Raw genomic sequence first — 17,074 nt, forward strand, 5'->3', positions numbered from 1 at the left:
TCTAAAATGATTTCTGCCACCCTCCTCCTCAGCTAGGTTGTTGTCCAGCGACAAAAATAAGACCGTTGGTGCGAGTGATTCCAATGAGCCTATTTGAAGGCGACAAATCCGCGCAGCGACTTCCTGTTTCGCTGATCACCGGCTTTCTCGGCAGCGGCAAGACGACGTTGCTCAATCGCCTGCTGCGCCACGACGGTATGAAGGACAGCGCCGTTATCATCAACGAGTATGGCGAGGTCAGTCTCGATCATCTTCTGGTCGAGCGCGTCGATGGCGAGGTCGCCGTGCTCGCAAGTGGCTGCATCTGCTGCACCATCCGCAGCGATCTCGAGGAGACGCTGCGAAGCCTTCTTGTGAAGCGCGACCGCGGCGAGATTCCGCCATTCCGGCGTATCCTGGTCGAGACCACCGGTCTTGCCGACCCCGCGCCGATCGTGCAGCTCCTGCTCAACAATCCCCTCGTCTCCCACTTCCTGCGGCTCGACACGGTCGTGACCACGGTCGATGCCATCAACGCGCCGCATCAACTCGATCGGCAATATGAGGCGGTGAAGCAGGTGGCGCTGGCCGACCGGCTGCTGATCACAAAGGGCGATCTGGTCGAGAACATCGCGACGCTGGAGCTACGCCTGCGGCGGCTCAATCCCGGTGCCAGAATCGAAAGCGTCAGTCATGGCGAGATCGATCCCGCGCGGCTATTCGGTGCCGGCCTTATCGATCCCGAGTTGAAGAGGATAGACGTAGAGCGGTGGCTCAACGAGCGGGCCTTCGCGGAACCCCATACGCATGCCGGTCAGTCGCATCGCGATCATCACGCGCACCATGACCACGGCCATCATGATCACGATGCGTCGATTGCCAGCTTCATGCTAGCGTTCGACGAGCCGCTCGACTGGATGGCGGTGACGCACTGGCTTTCCTATCTGCGCAACGCGCGCGGAGAGGACCTGCTGCGAGTAAAGGGAATTCTCAATCTCCGTGGGGAGCCGACGCCGATCGTGATCCACGGCGTGCACCACGTCTTCCATCCGCCGGTCGCGCTTGGTGACTGGCCCGATAGCGATCGCCGCTCGCGCATCGTTTTCATCACGCGCGGGATCGCGCGTGATGAAGTGCTCGAGCTCTGGCAGGCCGTCCGCGCGGCGGCCTGAGACAGCCGAACTTGCCGTCAGCTCAACCAGAATTTCGGCGTTGCCGGCTCCAGCCTTCCCCCGACGCGCACCGGCGCAATCTTGAGCGCAAGGCCCGTCGCGTCGTCCGTCTCCACCGCGACGCCGCTGAGCGTTGCAGCACCCGCGGCCGGCTCGAACCGGCCTGACGGAATTCCCGATGTGAACCGCCGCAGCGGTTCTTCCTTCTGCATGCCGATGATGGAATCGTAGTCGCCGGTCATGCCGGCATCGGTCATGTAGGCGGTGCCGCCCGAGAGGATCTGGTGATCGGCGGTGGGCACATGGGTGTGTGTGCCGACGACGAGGCTGGCGCGGCCGTCGCAGAAGAAGCCGATGCCCTGCTTCTCGCTCGACGCCTCGCAATGGAAATCGACGACGATGGCGTCGGCGGCAACGCCGAGCGGGCAAGCGCCGAGCTCGCGCTCCAGCGCGGCGAAGGGATCGTCGAACGGGGTCATGAAGACGCGGCCGAGCGCGTTGACGACGAGCGCATGCTTGCCGTTCTTGGTCTCGACCAGAGCGGCACCGCGGCCGGGCGTGCCGCGCGGATAGTTCGCCGGACGCACCAGGCGCTCGGCGCGTTCGATGAACACCAGGGCTTCGCGCTGATCCCAGGAGTGATTGCCGAGCGTCACCGCATCGGCGCCGGCATCGAGAAACTCCTGATAGATCGCTTCCGTGATGCCGAAGCCTCCGGCCGAATTCTCGCCGTTGACGACGACGAAATCGAGCGACCAGTCCTTGACCAAGCCGGGGAGATATTCGGCGATGGCATTGCGGCCGCTGCGGCCGACGACATCACCCACGAAGAGAATGCGCAACTTCAGAACTCCGGAAATCGAACACGTCCGATTCCGTTAGCACATAATCCAGCGCCACGTCGTGGGCCAATGCCGGAACCGCCTTGATCTCCTGCGCTGCAAAAGCGAGCCCGATGCCGACGATGTTCTTGGTCTTGCGCAAATGCGCGAAGGTGAAATCGTAATGCCCCGCACCATAGCCGATGCGGTGGCCGAGACGGTCGAACGCCGCGAGCGGCGTCAGCATGACGTCCGGAATGACTTCGGCCGCTGCCGGCGACGGCTCGGGGATGCCGAGCGGGCCGAGCATCAGACGATCGTTCGGATGGAAGATGCGGAAGATCAGCGACTGCCCGCGCGCGGAGACGCAAGGCAGCGCCAGCCTGGCCCCCTGCTCCGCGAGCCTCGTGAGCAGCGGCATCGGATCGATCTCGCTGCGGATCGGCGAATAGCCGGAGACGATGCTGCCGGGCAGCAGGTCGAACGGCAGCCCGCGCTTGGCGAGCTTTGCGGCCGCAGTGGCGCGCTTCTTCTCGCTCAGCGCGTCACGCGCCGCGAGAGCTTTGGCGCGGAGTTCGGCTTTGGTGTTGGGCATGTGCGTTTTCCCCCGAAGGCAGAGCCTTGCTCCGCCGTCATCGTCCGCCTTGTGCGCCTTTGCGCAGTGGGGCGGACGATCCAGTATTCCAGAGACGCCAGTGCTAGACCTCGACGCGGCGGCGTACTGGATGCCCCGCTTTCGCGGGGCATGACACCGAGATTGATTGAACCGCAGGCGTGTCGGGGACGCAATTCGACAGGCACGAACCAGAAGGAAGAAACAGTGCGAAGCCGCGTACGCCGTTGAAGCACTCGATCCCGGAGTTCCCTACGAAAGTAGGTGGGCACCATATGTCCGGGCCCACGGGCCCGGCCAGGGACAGTTCCCTAAAGGATCGATAAGGCCCCGGGGATATATGGCTCCTGACGCGCGTCGCAGCCTCGCGGAGCCAATGTAACAACGATACTGACGAATCGCCAGTGGCGTGAAGTGGGGCTGTGGCCATCCTTCGAGACGCCCGCTTGGCGGGCTCCTCAGGATGAGGACTGAGCGCTTGGCAGCAATTCTATAGGCAAAGCTGTCGGTCAGCCTCATCCTGAGGAGACCGCGGAGCGGTCGTCTCGAAGGACGAGGCGCTTGCGCAGGCCGCGCGGCAGCCCCCTAGCCGATCGCTATGCCATTGCCGACCGTCCGGTTCAGGACCTGGGTCGACTTCTCGATGCGTTCGGCGGCGGCGTTCAGGGCGTTCACCACCGCGGTCTGCGTCATCCTGGCGCGCTCGACGGCCGCATTGCGGAAATCGCGAAGCTCGGTCAACTCCTGCTCCATGGCGCGGACACGGTTGCCGACGTCGACAAGCTCGTCGCAGACGGTCAGCGCCGCCATCACGGTGAGGCGCGCATCGCCGATCTCGCCGAATTTTCCGCGCAGCGACTGAATCCGAGTCTCCAGGCTTTCGGCGAGCTTGAGCAGCCGCACCTCCTGGCCCTCCTCGCAGGCCATGCGGTATTGCCGGCCGTTGATGGTGACGTTGATGTGGCTCATCCGTCCTCTCCGGTATCGAGCACCGAGCGTATCGTGACGATCGCGGAATCCAGCCGATCGGAGATCTCGCGATTGGTGCGCTCGAGCTTGCGCGCCTTCACCAGCGCGCCGTCGAGCTCGTCGGCGAGGCGCGAGCGGTCGGCGCCGAGGGCCTGGATCCGCGCCGCGAGCTCGTTCTCGTCGCGATCGGCATCGCGCCGCCGCTCCACCGCGCTTTCGAGCGCGTCGAGCGCCGCCATCAGCCTGCGGGTCGCGATCTCGATCTCGACCGCGGAGGACTCCGTCATGGCGGAACTGTTGGACACGCGATCGTTCATTGCAGTCAGCGGTGGAACCTGGCGGCCTTTGCCCAGTGGCCTTTTTCCTGGGGCTTGCCGCCCGGCAAAAGACTCGGTTCGGCAAGCGGTTAGAAGCAGAAATTTACGTGGCAAGCTAGGGAAGCGCAACGTCGCCGCGAAACTATGCACCGATAGATCGGAAGGAGCCCGTCCCAATTCGACCGTTGCTCCCACGCGCGGGCCCGGCGGAAAAGCGATCTCCACAGAGGCAACTTTTGCGGCCAAATCCGCGTTTGACTGCCTTGGACTCCCGGAACCGAGGTGCTATCCCAGCCCCGACCTTCAGTGGCCGCCAGGCTCCTCCCGCGCGGGCGTGCATCGCCAAGCGCCTCATTTCAGACGGATTTCAGACATGACGCAGGTCGATCACTCCCGTATGGCCAACGCGATCCGCGGCCTTTCGATGGACGCTGTCGAGAAGGCGAAATCGGGCCATCCCGGCCTGCCGATGGGCGCCGCCGACATCGCCACGGTGCTGTTCACGCAGTTCCTGAAATTCGACGCCGCCGCGCCCGCCTGGCCGGACCGCGACCGCTTCGTGCTCTCGGCCGGTCACGGCTCGATGCTGCTCTATTCGCTGCTGTATCTGACCGGTAATGCCGAGATGACGCTGGACCAGATCAAGCAATTCCGCCAGGTGGACTCGCTCACCCCTGGCCATCCCGAGAATTTCCGTACCAAGGGCATCGAGACCACGACCGGTCCGCTCGGCCAGGGCATCTCGACCGCGGTCGGCATGGCGCTCGCCGAGAAGATGCTCGCCGCCGAGTTCGGCAAGAAGATCGTCGATCACCACACCTATGTGCTCGCCTCCGACGGCGACCTGATGGAGGGCGTGTCGCAGGAAGCGATCGCGATGGCCGGGCACTGGAAGCTCAACAAGCTGATCGTGCTCTACGACGACAACGGCATCTCGATCGACGGCCCGACCTCGATCTCCGATTCCGTCGACCAGGTGAAGCGCTTCAAGTCGGCGGGCTGGGCCGCCGAGAAGATCGACGGCCACGACCAGGCGGCGATCGCCGACGCGATCACGCGCGCCAAGAAGTCCAACAAGCCGACGCTGATCGCCTGCCGCACCACCATCGGCTTCGGCGCGCCCACCAAGGCCGGCACCTCGAAGGTGCATGGCGAGGCGCTGGGGGCCGACGAGCTCAAGGCCGCCAAGGAGAAGCTCGGTCTCTCGCTCGAGCCGTTCGCGGTCGCCGAGGACGTGCTGAAGGCGTGGCGCGCAGCCGGTAGCCGCGGCGCAGCCGCACGACAGGAATGGGAAACACGACTTGGCGAGCTCGGCAGCCGCAAGCGCGCCGAATTCGAACGCCGCCTGCGCCATGAGCGTCCGGCCTCGCTGGCAAAGGCGCTGCGCGCGTACAAGAAGGAATTGCTGGAAAAGCCGATGACCGCGGCGACCCGCAAATCCTCGGAAGCCGTGATCGAAGTCATTGCCGGCGCGATGCCGATGGAATTCCTGGCAGGCTCCGCCGATCTGACCGGCTCCAACAACAACAAGGCGAAATCGGCGACCGCGTTCTCGGCCAAGACGCCGAAGGGGCGTTTCATCCATTACGGCATTCGCGAGCACGGCATGGCCGCCGCGATGAACGGCATCTTCCTGCACGGCGGCTACGCGCCGAACGGCGCGACCTTCCTGGTGTTCACCGACTACGCACGTCCAGCGATGCGGCTTGCCGCGCTGATGGGCTCCGGCGTCGTCTATGTGATGACGCATGATTCCATCGGCCTCGGCGAAGACGGTCCGACCCATCAGCCGGTCGAGCATCTCGCCGCGCTTCGCGCCATTCCGAACATGCGCGTGTTCCGCCCGTGCGATGCGATGGAGGTCGCCGAATGCTGGGAGCTCGCGCTCAATCGCGTGGACGGACCGACCGTGCTGGCACTGACGCGCCAGAACCTGCCGCAGCTCCGCACCACCGCACCGAACGACAATCCGTGCGCGGCCGGCGCCTATGAGCTGGTCGCAGCCCAGGGCGAAGCCAAGGCGACGCTGTTCGCGTCCGGCTCCGAGGTCGAGATCGCGGTCGCCGCCCAGAAGCAGCTTGCGGAACGCGGCATCGCCTCGCGCGTTGTCTCCGTTCCCTCGCTCGAGCTGTTGTTAGCGCAACCAGAGGCCAAGCGCGCAGCCATCATCGGCAACGCGCCGGTCAGGATTGCAATCGAGGCCGCCGTGCGCTGGGGTTGGGACGCCGTGATCGGCCAGGATGGCGAATTCATCGGCATGCATTCCTTCGGCGAAAGCGGTCCTGCCAAGGAGCTATACAAGCATTTCGGCATTACCGCCGAGGCCGCGGTTAACGCCGTGCTGAAACGCGTTTCCTGAGAGTTGAGCTTGCCCCAAAAAAGGACTACGTAGTCTCTCATATGATCAAGCACCGCCCGGCCGAACCGGGCGCCCGCCCCTAAAAAACCCTCGCAGGCGCGCATAGCGCGTTGTGCGGGATGACAACGGTCATTGAAGGAGACGAAACATGGCAGTCCGCGTTGGAATTAACGGTTTTGGCCGCATTGGCCGCAACATCCTGCGGGCTATTGCCGAGTCGGGCCGCAAGGACATCGAGGTCGTCGGCATCAACGACCTCGGTCCGGTCGAAACCAACGCCCATCTGCTCCGCTTCGACAGCGTCCATGGCCGTTTTCCCGGTACCGTCACCGTCGACGGCGACTCGATCAACCTCGGCGGCGGCAAGATCAAGGTGACCGCCGAGCGCGATCCCTCGAAGCTGCCGTGGAAGGATCTCGGCGTCGACATCGCGATGGAATGCACCGGCATCTTCACCTCGAAGGACAAGGCTTCCGCGCACCTGACCGCCGGCGCCAAGCGCGTTCTGGTCTCCGCGCCCGCCGACGGCGCCGATGCCACCATCGTCTACGGCGTCAACCACGACACGCTGACCAGGGATCATCTGGTCATCTCGAACGGTTCCTGCACCACCAACTGCCTCGCGCCAGTCGCCAAGGTGCTGAACGACCTCGTCGGCATCGAGACCGGCTTCATGACCACGATCCACGCCTATACCGGCGACCAGCCGACGCTCGATACAATGCACAAGGATCTCTATCGCGGCCGTGCGGCTGCGATGTCGATGATCCCGACCTCGACCGGTGCGGCGAAGGCGATCGGCCTCGTGCTACCCGAGCTGAAGGGCAAGCTCGACGGCGTCGCGATTCGCGTGCCGACCCCGAACGTCTCGGTGGTCGATCTCAAGATCGTCGCCAAGCGCGCCACCGACGCCAAGGAAATCAACGCGGCGATGAAGCGCGCCAGCGAGCAGCAGCTCAAGGGCATCCTCGGCTACACCAGTGCGCCGAACGTCTCGATCGACTTCAACCACGACCCGCACTCCTCGACCTTCCACGAGGACCAGACCAAGGTGCAGAACGGCACGCTGGTGCGCGTGATGTCCTGGTACGACAACGAGTGGGGCTTCTCGAACCGCATGGCGGACACCGCCGCTGCGATCGCGAAGGTGATCTGAGGATTGGGCGCGTTCCAACTGCGCCGTCATTCCGGGATGGTCCGAAGGACCAGACCCGGAATCTCGAGATTCCGGGTTCGGTGCTAGCGCACCGCCCCGGAATGACCTCCTAGAGGCCCGGGACAAGAGAACTCAGAGATGACCAACAAATTCCGCACCCTCGACGACGTCGACGTGAAGGGCAAGCGCGTGCTGCTGCGCGTCGATCTCAACGTCCCCATGGACAATGGCCGCGTCAGCGACACGACCCGGCTCGAGCGCGTCGCGCCGACCATCACCGAAATCGCGGACAAGGGCGGCAAGGTCATCCTGCTCGCGCATTTCGGCCGGCCGAAGGGACGCGATGCCAAGGACTCGCTCAAGCCGGTTGCCGAGGCGCTGTCGAAGGTCGTGAAGAAGCCCGTCGCCTTCGCTGAAGACTGCATCGGCGAGCCCGCGGCCAAGGCGGTCGCCAGCCTGAAGGACGGCGATATCCTCTGTCTCGAAAACACCCGCTTCCACAAGGAAGAGGAAAAGAACGATGCCGCCTTCGTCGCGGAGCTCGCAAAGCTCGGCGACATCTGGGTCAATGACGCGTTCTCGGCGGCGCACCGCGCCCACGCATCGACCGAAGGTCTCGGCCACAAGCTGCCCGCCTATGCCGGCCGCACCATGCAGGCCGAGCTCGACGCGCTGGAGAAGGCGCTGGGCTCGCCGACCAAGCCTGTCATCGCGATCATCGGAGGCGCCAAGGTCTCGACCAAGATCGACCTGCTCGAAAACCTCGTCAGCAAGGTCGATGCGCTGGTGATCGGCGGCGGCATGGCCAACACTTTCCTGCACGCCCAGGGCGTCGGCGTCGGCAAGTCGCTGGCCGAGAAGGATCTCGCCGCCACCGCGCTGCGCATCATGGAGAAGGCGGAAGCCGCCAACTGCGCCATCATCCTCCCCGTGGACGCCACCGTCGCCTATCATTTCGCCGCCAACGCGCCCTCGCATGCCTATGGGCTCGACGCGATCCCGGCCGACGGCATGATCCTCGACGTCGGTCCGCAGTCGATCGCCCGCGTCCACGCCGCGATCGACGACGCTGCGACGCTGGTCTGGAACGGACCGCTGGGCGCCTTCGAGATGCAGCCGTTCGACCGCGGCACGGTCGCGGCCGCCAAGCACGCTGCCGAGCGCACCAAGGCCAAGAAGCTGATCTCGATCGCGGGCGGCGGCGACACCGTCGCGGCGCTCAACCAGGCCGGCGTCGCCGGCAGTTTCACCTATGTCTCGACCGCCGGTGGCGCGTTCCTTGAATGGATGGAAGGCAAGCCCCTGCCCGGCGTTGAGGTGCTGCGCGTCAAGTAAGCTTCGATCGGCAAACATTGAGCGGCCTTGGAAGGCCCAAACGGGAGAAAAAGACAGATGGCTCGGATCACGTTACGTCAATTGCTCGACCACGCGGCGGAGAACGATTACGGCGTACCGGCCTTCAACATCAACAACATGGAGCAGGCGCTGGCGATCATGGACGCGGCCAACCAGGTCGATGCCCCCGTCATCATCCAGGCCTCGCGCGGCGCGCGCTCCTATGCCAACGACATCATGCTCAAGCACATGATGGACGCGGTCACCGAAATCTACCCGCACATCCCGGTCTGCGTTCATCTCGACCACGGCAATGAAGCGGCGACCTGCATGACCGCGATCCAGGCCGGCTTCACCTCGGTGATGATGGACGGCTCGCTCAAGGCCGACGGCAAGACCCCCGGCGACTGGGCCTACAATGTCGGCGTCACCAAGACCGTGACCGACATGGCCCATCTCGGCGGCATCTCGGTCGAAGGCGAGCTCGGGGTGCTCGGCTCGCTCGAAACCGGCATGGGCGACAAGGAAGACGGCCACGGCGCCGAAGGCAAGCTCAGCCACGACCAGCTCCTGACCAATCCGGACGAAGCCGTGAAGTTCGTCCAGGAGACCAAGGTTGACGCGCTCGCGATCGCGATGGGGACTTCTCACGGCGCCTACAAGTTCACCCGCAAGCCCGATGGCGACATCCTCGCCATGAACGTGATCGAGGAGATCCATCGCAAGCTGCCGAACATGCATCTCGTCATGCACGGCTCCTCCTCCGTGCCGCAGGACCTGCAGGAGATCATCAACGCCAATGGCGGCAAGATGAAGCCGACCTGGGGCGTGCCGGTGGCCGAGATCCAGCGCGGCATCAAGAACGGCGTGCGCAAGATCAACATCGACACCGACAACCGCATGGCGATGACCGGCCAGATCCGCAAGGTGCTCAAGGACAGCCCGGAAGAGTTCGATCCGCGCAAGTACCTGAAGCCGGCGATGGAAGCCATGACCAAGCTGTGCAAGCAGCGGCTCCAGGAGTTCAACACCGCAGGGCAAGCCTCCAAGATCAAGCGGGTCCTGACCACCGCCGAGATGGCCAAGCGCTACGCCAAGGGCGAGCTGGATCCGAAGGTGGCGTAAGCGACGTAAGGGCAGGCACCGTCATTCCGGGGCGCGCGCAGCGCGGGCCCCGGAATCCACGGTGCCACCGTCGACGCGGCTCAATGGATTCCGGGCTCGCGCCAAGGGGCGCGCCCCGGAATGACCGGCCTCCCCCCTTTACCCTGCGACGAACGTTAACTCGGCAATTGCCCGAGAACGGTCTATTTTCACGGGCAAGGGCAGAATCGTTTTGGGAGGACCTCTCGATGAATCTGACTGAGCTCAACAAGGTGGCGACCGCCATGGTCGCATCAGGCAAGGGTATCCTTGCCGCCGACGAATCCTCCGGCACCATCAAGAAGCGCTTTGACGCGATCGGCGTGGACTCGACCGAAGAGAACCGCCGCGACTATCGCGAGATGCTGTTCCGCTCCAAGGATGCCATGAGCCAGTACATCTCCGGCGTGATCCTCTATGATGAGACGATCTGGCAGGATGCCAAGGACGGCACACCGCTGGTCAGGTTGATCGAACAGAGCGGCGCCATTCCCGGCATCAAGGTGGACGAGGGCACGCAAGCCGTGCCGATGTGCCCGGGAGAACTCGTCACCGTCGGGCTCGACAAGCTCGCCGAGCGGCTGAAGAAATATCATGAGCGCGGTGCACGCTTCGCCAAATGGCGCGCCGTGATCGACATCGGCGGCGGGATTCCCTCGATGACCGCGATCAGCGTCAACGCCCACGCGCTGGCGCGCTATGCCGCGCTGTGCCAGGCCGCCCAGATCGTGCCGATCGTCGAGCCCGAGGTGCTGATGGATGGCGACCACGACATCGACCGCTGCTATGACGTCACGCAACGCGTGCTCAACAAGACGTTTCAGGAATTGCGGGTGCAACGGGTCGCACTCGAAGGCATGGTGCTGAAGCCCAACATGGCGATCTCAGGCAAGAAATGCGCGAAACAGGCCTCCGTCGAGGAAGTCGCGGAGAAGACGATCCGGCTCTTGAAGGCCTGCGTGCCCGCGGCGGTGCCCGGCATCGCCTTCCTGTCCGGCGGACAGTCGGATGAAGAGGCGACCGCGCATCTCAACGCCATGCACAAGCTGGGCCCGCTACCCTGGGGCCTGACTTTCTCCTACGGCCGCGCGCTGCAGGCCGCGCCGCAGAAGGCCTGGTCCGGCAAGGCCGAGAACGTCGCGGCCGGGCAACGCGCCTTCAGCCATCGCGCGCGGATGAACGGACTGGCTTCCAAGGGCGAATGGCAAAGCAGCCTGGAAAAGAAGGCGGCCTAGATCTTGTCGAACAAACCACCTCCGCCGCGCCCGGCGCCGCGTCTCTATCTCGCGACGCCTGTCGTCGATGATCCCGCTTCGCTTCTTGCCGAGCTGCCGGGCCTGCTCGCCGCCGCCGATGTCGCGGCCGTGCTGCTGCGGCTGAAGGAGACCGACCAGCGCACCATGATCTCGCGCATCAAGGCCTTCGCACCGCCGGTGCAGAAGGCGGGCGCCGCGCTGCTGGTCGACGGCCACGCCGAGCTGGTCGCGCGGGGCGGTGCCGACGGCGCGCACCTGCCCGGCATCGCCGCGCTGAAGGAGGCGCTGCCATCGCTGAAGCCCGATCGCATCGCCGGCGTCGGCGGGCTGACGACGCGGCACCATTCCATGGATGCGGGCGAGATGGGAGCGGATTATTTGCTGTTCGGCGAGCCCGATGCGAAAGGCCAGCGTCCCCAGGCGCAAGCGATCGCGGAACGGCTGGACTGGTGGGCCGAGCTGTTCGAGCCGCCCTGCGTCGGCTTTGCGATGTCGCTGGAAGAAGCCCATGACTTCGCCGCCAGCGGCGCCGATTTCGTGCTGGTCGGCGACTTCATCTGGTCCGATCCGCGCGGGCCCAAGGCCGCGCTGATCGAGGCGGATGCCGCGATCAAGAAGGCCCATGCGACCGCGAGCCAAGATCCTGCGAGCCATGATCCTGCGAGCCGGGAGCACGGCTAGCGCCCGACATGAAGCTCCCGCGCATCACCATCTTGGTCACGCTGCTGCTCGCGACGCCCGCGGCGGCACAGCTCCAGATCACCCCGCCGGCCACGACGCCGAGCGCGGCGCCTGAGAAGCAGAAGGCCAAGCCGCCCGCGCCTGCCAAGAAGAAAGAGGCAGCGCCGGCGCCGAAGGCGTCACCATCCCCCAAGCCGTCGCCGTCGCCCTCGCCCAAGCCCGCGACCGTCATCCCCGCGCCTCCGGCCGACAATCCCAATGTCGATCTGGTGTACGGCGCCTATCAGCGCGGCCAGTACAAGACGGCGTTCGAGCTGGCCACCGCCCGCGCGCAAGCCGGCGATCCCAAGGCGATGACCATGCTCGGCGAACTCTATTCCAACGCCATGGGGATCCGGCGCGACTACGCCAAGGCTGCCGAATGGTACAAGCGCGCTGCGGACGCCGGCGACCGCGAGGCGATGTTCGCGCTCGCCATGCTGCGCATTTCGGGCCGCGGCGGCACGGTCGACAAGGGCGAAGCGGTGAAGCTGATGGCGTCCGCCGCCAAGCTCGGCGAGCCCAAGGCGGCCTACAATCTCGCTTTGCTCTATCTCGACGGCCAGACCCTGCCACAGGACGTCAAGCGCTCCGCCGAGCTGCTGCGCCAGGCCGCCGATGCCGGCCTGCCTGAGGCGCAATACGCGCTCGCGACCTTCTACAAGGAGGGCACCGGCGTCGCGAAGGACGCGGAACGCGCCGTGCGGCTGCTTCAAGCCGCCTCGCTCGCCGACAATGTCGACGCCGAGGTCGAATATGCCATCGCCATGTTCAACGGCACGGGCACGCCGAAGAACCAGCCGGCCGCCGTAGCCTTGCTCCGCAAGGCGTCCCGCCAGGGCAGTGCGGTCGCGCAGAACCGGCTGGCGTGGGTGCTGATCAACGGCGTGGGCACATCCGTGGACAAGGTCGAGGGCTTCAAATGGCACCTGGTGGCCAAGACCGCCGGCAAGGGCGACCCGGAGCTCGACAAGCAATTGTCCGACTTGCCGGCCGAAGACCGGGCCAAGGCGGAGGCCGCCGCCAAAAAATGGCTCGGAACCAAATGACTTGACCCAATGACTTGACGCAAGCGCCCTCGCAGGGCACCCCATTGCTCAAACAGGCGCGATTTCCCGCCCTTTCCCCCGATCAAGTCCGAAGGCTCATGCTGTATTCCGCCACAATCAATGTCATGGTCAAGGCCGCGCGCCGCGCCGGCCGCAGCCTCAAGCGCGATCTCGGCGAGATCGAGCATCTCCAGGTCTCGCTGAAAGGGCCGGCGAATTTCGTGTCGCTCGCCGACAAGCGCGCCGAGGAGATCGTCTATCAGGATCTCGCCAAGGCCCGCCCCGGCTACGGCTTCATCGGCGAGGAAGGCGGCACCCGCGAGGGCAGCGACAAGAGCCACACCTGGATCGTCGACCCGCTCGACGGCACCACCAACTTCCTGCACGGCATCCCGCAATTTGCGATCTCGATCGGCCTCGTGCGCGAGGGCACGATCATTGCGGGCGTGATCTACAACCCCGCCAATGACGAGCTGTACATCGCCGAGCGCGGCAAGGGCGCGTTCCTCAACGACCAGCGTCTGCGGGTGGCCGGGCGCCGCCAGCTCAACGAATGCGTGGTCGCCTGCGGCCTGCCCCATATCGGCCGCGGCGACCACGAGGAATTCCGCCGCGAGATGACCGCGATCCAGGACCGCGTCGCAGGCCTGCGCCGCTTCGGCGCCGCCTCGCTCGACCTCGCCTTCGTCGCCGCCGGCCGCCTCGACGGCTATTGGGAGCGCAACCTGCAATCCTGGGACATCGCCGCCGGCATGCTGATGGTGCGCGAGGCAGGTGGAACGGTGAGCGACATCGCGACTCCCGGCGATCCGCTGGTCACGGGCCACGTGGTATGCGGCAACGAGTTCGTGCACGGAGAATTGGTTAAGATCTTGAGGAAGCCCGCGTAAGGCGGCGCTCCCTCATCGGGGCCGCGCCTTTTGGCGCTGGCCGGAATCCATTGATCAGCGTCGCGATGGATTCTCAGATGCGCATTTGCGCATCCGAGTTCGCGCTACGCGCCCCGGAATGACGGAAAAACCGTCAGTGGCCGGTCCTTGCCGGCGCGGGCGGTCCGTACGCCGCACCCTCCTTCGCCTTCGGCTCCCGGTCTCCCGCGAGCACGCGCTGCACCGAGACGAAGAACACCGGCACCATCAAGAGCGCCAGGATCACGACCGCGATCATGCCGCCCATCACGACGCTGCCGAGCGCCTGCTGGCTGGCGCCGCCGGCGCCATGCGCAATCGCCATCGGCAGCACGCCGCAGATGAAGGCAAGACCCGTCATCAGGATCGGGCGGAAGCGCAGGCGGCAGGCTTCGATGGTGGCTTCCACCAGCGGCTTGCCCTCTTTTCGCAGATCCTTGGCGAATTCGATGATCAGGATCGCGTCCTTTGCCGCGAGGCCGATGATGGTGATCAGGCCGACGGTGAAGTAGACGTCGTTGGGCAGGCTCCGCAGCGTCGCTGCGACGACCGCACCGACGATGCCCAGCGGCACGGTGAGCAGCACCGCGAGCGGGATGGTCCAGCTCTCGTAGAGTGCCGCGAGGCACAGGAACACCACGAACACCGACAGCGCCAGCAGGAACGGCGCCTGCGAGCCCGAGAGCTTCTCCTGGAGCGACTGCCCGGTCCATTCATAGCCGAAGCCGCGCGGCAGCCTGCCGGCGAGCCGCTCCATCTCGGCGATGGCGTCGCCCGAGGTGAAGCCGGGTTTCGCCTCACCGGAGATGCGCACCGCCGGATAATAATTGAAACCGGCGATCTGCGTCGGTCCCCGCGCCCATTCCACCGTGGCAAAGGACGAGAACGGCACAAGCTGGCCGCGGCTGTTCTTGACGTTGTAGTTGAGGATGTCCTCAGTCCGCATCCGGTCGCGGGCGTCGGCCTGCACCACGACGCGCTGCATGCGGCCGCGGTTCGGGAAGTCGTTGATGTAGTTCGAGCCGAGATTGGTCGAGATCGTGTTGTTGATGTCCTCGAAGGTGACGCCGAAGGCGCCGGCCTTCTCGCGATCGATCATGAGATTGACCACGCCTGCCTCGGGCAGGCCCTCGATATAGACCTTCTGCAGCACCGGGCTCGCATTGGCCTCGGCAATCAGTTGATCGGCGGCGCGCATCAATTGCTGATAGCCCTTCTGGCCGCGGTCCTGGAGGCGGAACGAGAAGCCAGAGGAGTTGCCGAGATTGTCGATCGGCGGCGGCTGCAGCGCCGAGATTTTTGCGTCGCGGATCGACGAGCCCAGGTCGCGGTTGACGTCGTTGACGATCGCTGAAGCGGAATCCTTCGGCCCGCGCTCCGACCAGTCCTTCAAGGTGATGAAGGCCTGCGCGGTGTTCATGCCCTGGCCGGAGAAGCTGAAGCCGGTGAGGAAGGTGACGTTGTCGACGCCCGGCCGTGCGGCAAGGTATTTTTCCACCTTCTCGATCACGGCCTCGGTACGGGCATAGGACGAATCCGAGGGCGTCTGCACGTCGGTGGTGATGAAGCCCTGGTCGTCGACGGGCAGGAAGCCGCCAGGCAGATTGACGAAGGCCCAGGACAGGCCGACCAGCAGAGCGACATAGACCAGCATCAGGCGGCCGGTGCGGTTCAGCGAGAAGCCGACGGTGCGCGAATAGCGTTCCTTGATGCCTTCGAGCAGGCGGTTGAACCAGCCGAACACGCCCTTCTTCGCATGACCGTGCCCGGCCGCGACCGGCTTGAGCAGGGTCGCGCACAGCGCCGGTGTCAACGACAGCGCAAGGAAGGCGGAGAAACCGATCGCGGCGACCATGGTCACCGAGAACTGGCGATAGATGATGCCGACCGACCCCGGGAAGAATGCCATCGGCACGAACACTGCCATCAGCACCAGCGTGATGCCGATGATGGCGCCGGATATCTGCGACATCGCCTTGCGCGTCGCTTCCTTCGGCGGCAGTCCTTCCTCGGACATGATGCGCTCGACGTTCTCGACCACGACGATGGCGTCGTCGACGAGGATGCCGACCGCGAGCACCATGCCGAACATCGAGAGCATGTTGATGGAGTAGCCGGCGAGCAGAAGCGTGGTGCAGGCGCCCAGAAGCGCCACGGGCACCACGATGGTGGGGATGATGGTATAGCGGATGTTCTGGAGGAACAGGAACATCACCACGAACACCAGCACCACGGCTTCGACGAGCGTCGTCAGCACCTTCTTGATCGAGGCCTCGACCACGGGCGTGATGTTGTAGGGGATCTCGTAGGTGATGTTGGCCGGGAAGAAGCGCGACAGCTCCTTCATCTTCTCTTCGACCGCGCTCGCGGTCGCCAGCGCGTTGCCGGTCGGCGACATCAGGACGGAGAGGCCCGCGGTCGGCTTGCCGTCGAGCCGCGTGTTGAACTGATAGCTGAGACCACCGACCTCGACACGCGCGACGTCGCGCAAGCGTACGGTCGAACCGTCGGCATTGGCGCGCAGGATGATGGCGCCGAACTCGTCCGGTGACGAGAGCTGGCCTTTGACCAGCACCAGCGCGGAGGTGCGCTGGCTCGACGTCGACGGCTCGGCGCCGATGCTGCCCGAGGCGACCTGCGCGTTCTGTGCGGTGATGGCCTTGTTGACGTCGTCGGCGGTCAACCCGTAGCCGACGAGCTTGGCCGGATCGACCCAGACGCGCAAGCTGCGCTCGGTAGAGTACAGCGTGGCGCGGCCCACGCCGGGAATGCGGCGGACCTCGCCCAGCACGTTGCGGATCATGAAGTCGCCGAGGCCGACCTCGTCGAGGCTGCCATCGGTCGAATTCAGCGTGATGATCTGCAGCACCGCGCTGGATGCTTCCTCGATCAGAATGCCCTGCTGCATCACCGCGCGCGGCAGGCGCGCCTCGACGCGCTTGATGCGGTTCTGCACCTCGACCGAGGCGGCGCTGGTATCGGTGCCCGGCTGGAAGTTGGCGATGATCTCGACCTGGCCGAGCGAGTCGCTGGTCGATTCGAAGTTGAGGATGTTGGCGGCGCCGTTGAGTTCCTCCTCGATCAGCCGCGTGACGCTGTTGTAGAGGTTTTCCGGCGAGGCGCCGGGATAGCTGGTCGAGATAGAGATCGAGGGCGGCGCGATGATCGGATATTGCGCGATCGGGAGCAGCGGCACGGCGATCGCGCCGATCAAGCAGATGAACAGCGCGACCACCCAGGCGAAGATTGGCCTGTCGATGAAGAAGCTCGCCATGCC

14 protein-coding genes and 1 other RNA gene are annotated in these 17,074 nt (G+C 65.2%); 9 read left to right on the plus strand and 6 right to left on the minus strand.

Features of this window, described 5'->3' with window-relative positions; all coding sequences use genetic code 11:
* Nucleotides 1–83: 83 nt before the first annotated feature.
* Nucleotides 84–1,151, plus strand: coding sequence for a CobW family GTP-binding protein (locus ACFDR6_RS00965; protein ID WP_375857092.1), 1,068 nt, complete (start codon nucleotides 84–86; stop codon nucleotides 1,149–1,151).
* A gap of 17 nt (nucleotides 1,152–1,168) precedes the next feature.
* Here the strand turns inward: ACFDR6_RS00965 and ACFDR6_RS00970 are convergent, their stop codons facing one another.
* From ACFDR6_RS00970 to ACFDR6_RS00990, 5 genes are all read right to left on the minus strand, one after another.
* Entirely contained in the window at nucleotides 1,169–1,993 is an 825-nt protein-coding gene (locus ACFDR6_RS00970; protein WP_212088023.1) for a TIGR00282 family metallophosphoesterase, read from the minus strand.
* Nucleotides 1,971–2,567, minus strand: coding sequence for a 5-formyltetrahydrofolate cyclo-ligase (locus tag ACFDR6_RS00975; RefSeq protein ID WP_375857093.1), 597 nt, complete (start codon nucleotides 2,565–2,567; stop codon nucleotides 1,971–1,973). The genes ACFDR6_RS00970 and ACFDR6_RS00975 overlap by 23 nt, the downstream gene beginning before the upstream one ends.
* 226 nt (nucleotides 2,568–2,793) lie before the next feature.
* Nucleotides 2,794–2,954: non-coding RNA, 6S RNA (gene ssrS, locus ACFDR6_RS00980), on the minus strand.
* A 216-nt stretch (nucleotides 2,955–3,170) separates the two neighbouring features.
* The gene (locus ACFDR6_RS00985; protein WP_212088021.1) at nucleotides 3,171–3,554 is read right to left on the minus strand and encodes a cell division protein ZapA; all 384 of its coding nucleotides are present in this window, start codon (nucleotides 3,552–3,554) and stop codon (nucleotides 3,171–3,173) included.
* Nucleotides 3,551–3,871: a DUF4164 domain-containing protein gene (locus ACFDR6_RS00990; protein WP_020608063.1), complete on the minus strand. Its 321-nt coding sequence runs from the start codon at nucleotides 3,869–3,871 to the stop codon at nucleotides 3,551–3,553. Before ACFDR6_RS00990 ends, ACFDR6_RS00985 begins: the two co-directional genes overlap by 4 nt.
* 373 nt (nucleotides 3,872–4,244) lie before the next feature.
* On the opposite strand from ACFDR6_RS00990, the gene tkt reads away from it, so the two are divergent.
* The 8 genes from tkt (at nucleotide 4,245) to ACFDR6_RS01030 (ending at nucleotide 13,779) form a co-directional block, all read left to right on the plus strand.
* Nucleotides 4,245–6,230 carry a transketolase gene (gene tkt, locus ACFDR6_RS00995; RefSeq protein ID WP_317241130.1) on the plus strand — a complete coding sequence of 662 codons (1,986 nt, stop codon included), beginning with the start codon at nucleotides 4,245–4,247 and terminating at the stop codon, nucleotides 6,228–6,230.
* A 148-nt stretch (nucleotides 6,231–6,378) separates the two neighbouring features.
* The gene (gap, locus tag ACFDR6_RS01000) at nucleotides 6,379–7,386 is read left to right on the plus strand and encodes a type I glyceraldehyde-3-phosphate dehydrogenase (RefSeq protein ID WP_212088019.1); all 1,008 of its coding nucleotides are present in this window, start codon (nucleotides 6,379–6,381) and stop codon (nucleotides 7,384–7,386) included.
* A 138-nt stretch (nucleotides 7,387–7,524) separates the two neighbouring features.
* The gene (locus ACFDR6_RS01005; RefSeq protein ID WP_212088018.1) at nucleotides 7,525–8,721 is read left to right on the plus strand and encodes a phosphoglycerate kinase; all 1,197 of its coding nucleotides are present in this window, start codon (nucleotides 7,525–7,527) and stop codon (nucleotides 8,719–8,721) included.
* 57 nt (nucleotides 8,722–8,778) lie between these two features.
* A complete protein-coding gene (gene fba / locus ACFDR6_RS01010) occupies nucleotides 8,779–9,846 on the plus strand; it encodes a class II fructose-bisphosphate aldolase (RefSeq protein WP_211415912.1) in 1,068 nt (355 codons plus the stop codon).
* 227 nt (nucleotides 9,847–10,073) lie between these two features.
* Entirely contained in the window at nucleotides 10,074–11,099 is a 1,026-nt protein-coding gene (locus ACFDR6_RS01015) for a class I fructose-bisphosphate aldolase (protein ID WP_375857094.1), read from the plus strand.
* 3 nt (nucleotides 11,100–11,102) lie between these two features.
* Complete coding sequence (locus ACFDR6_RS01020) at nucleotides 11,103–11,801, plus strand: thiamine phosphate synthase (RefSeq protein WP_212088013.1); 699 nt, start codon at nucleotides 11,103–11,105, stop codon at nucleotides 11,799–11,801.
* 8 nt (nucleotides 11,802–11,809) lie between these two features.
* Nucleotides 11,810–12,889 carry a tetratricopeptide repeat protein gene (locus tag ACFDR6_RS01025; RefSeq protein ID WP_375857095.1) on the plus strand — a complete coding sequence of 360 codons (1,080 nt, stop codon included), beginning with the start codon at nucleotides 11,810–11,812 and terminating at the stop codon, nucleotides 12,887–12,889.
* 98 nt (nucleotides 12,890–12,987) lie between these two features.
* Entirely contained in the window at nucleotides 12,988–13,779 is a 792-nt protein-coding gene (locus tag ACFDR6_RS01030; protein WP_317241136.1) for an inositol monophosphatase family protein, read from the plus strand.
* A 133-nt stretch (nucleotides 13,780–13,912) separates the two neighbouring features.
* On the opposite strand, the gene ACFDR6_RS01035 is transcribed toward ACFDR6_RS01030, so the two are convergent.
* The gene (locus tag ACFDR6_RS01035) at nucleotides 13,913–17,071 is read right to left on the minus strand and encodes a multidrug efflux RND transporter permease subunit (RefSeq protein ID WP_212088001.1); all 3,159 of its coding nucleotides are present in this window, start codon (nucleotides 17,069–17,071) and stop codon (nucleotides 13,913–13,915) included.
* Nucleotides 17,072–17,074: the final 3 nt, after the last annotated feature.

The organism is Bradyrhizobium tunisiense (assembly GCF_042263385.1).
GTDB lineage: Bacteria > Pseudomonadota > Alphaproteobacteria > Rhizobiales > Xanthobacteraceae > Bradyrhizobium > Bradyrhizobium tunisiense.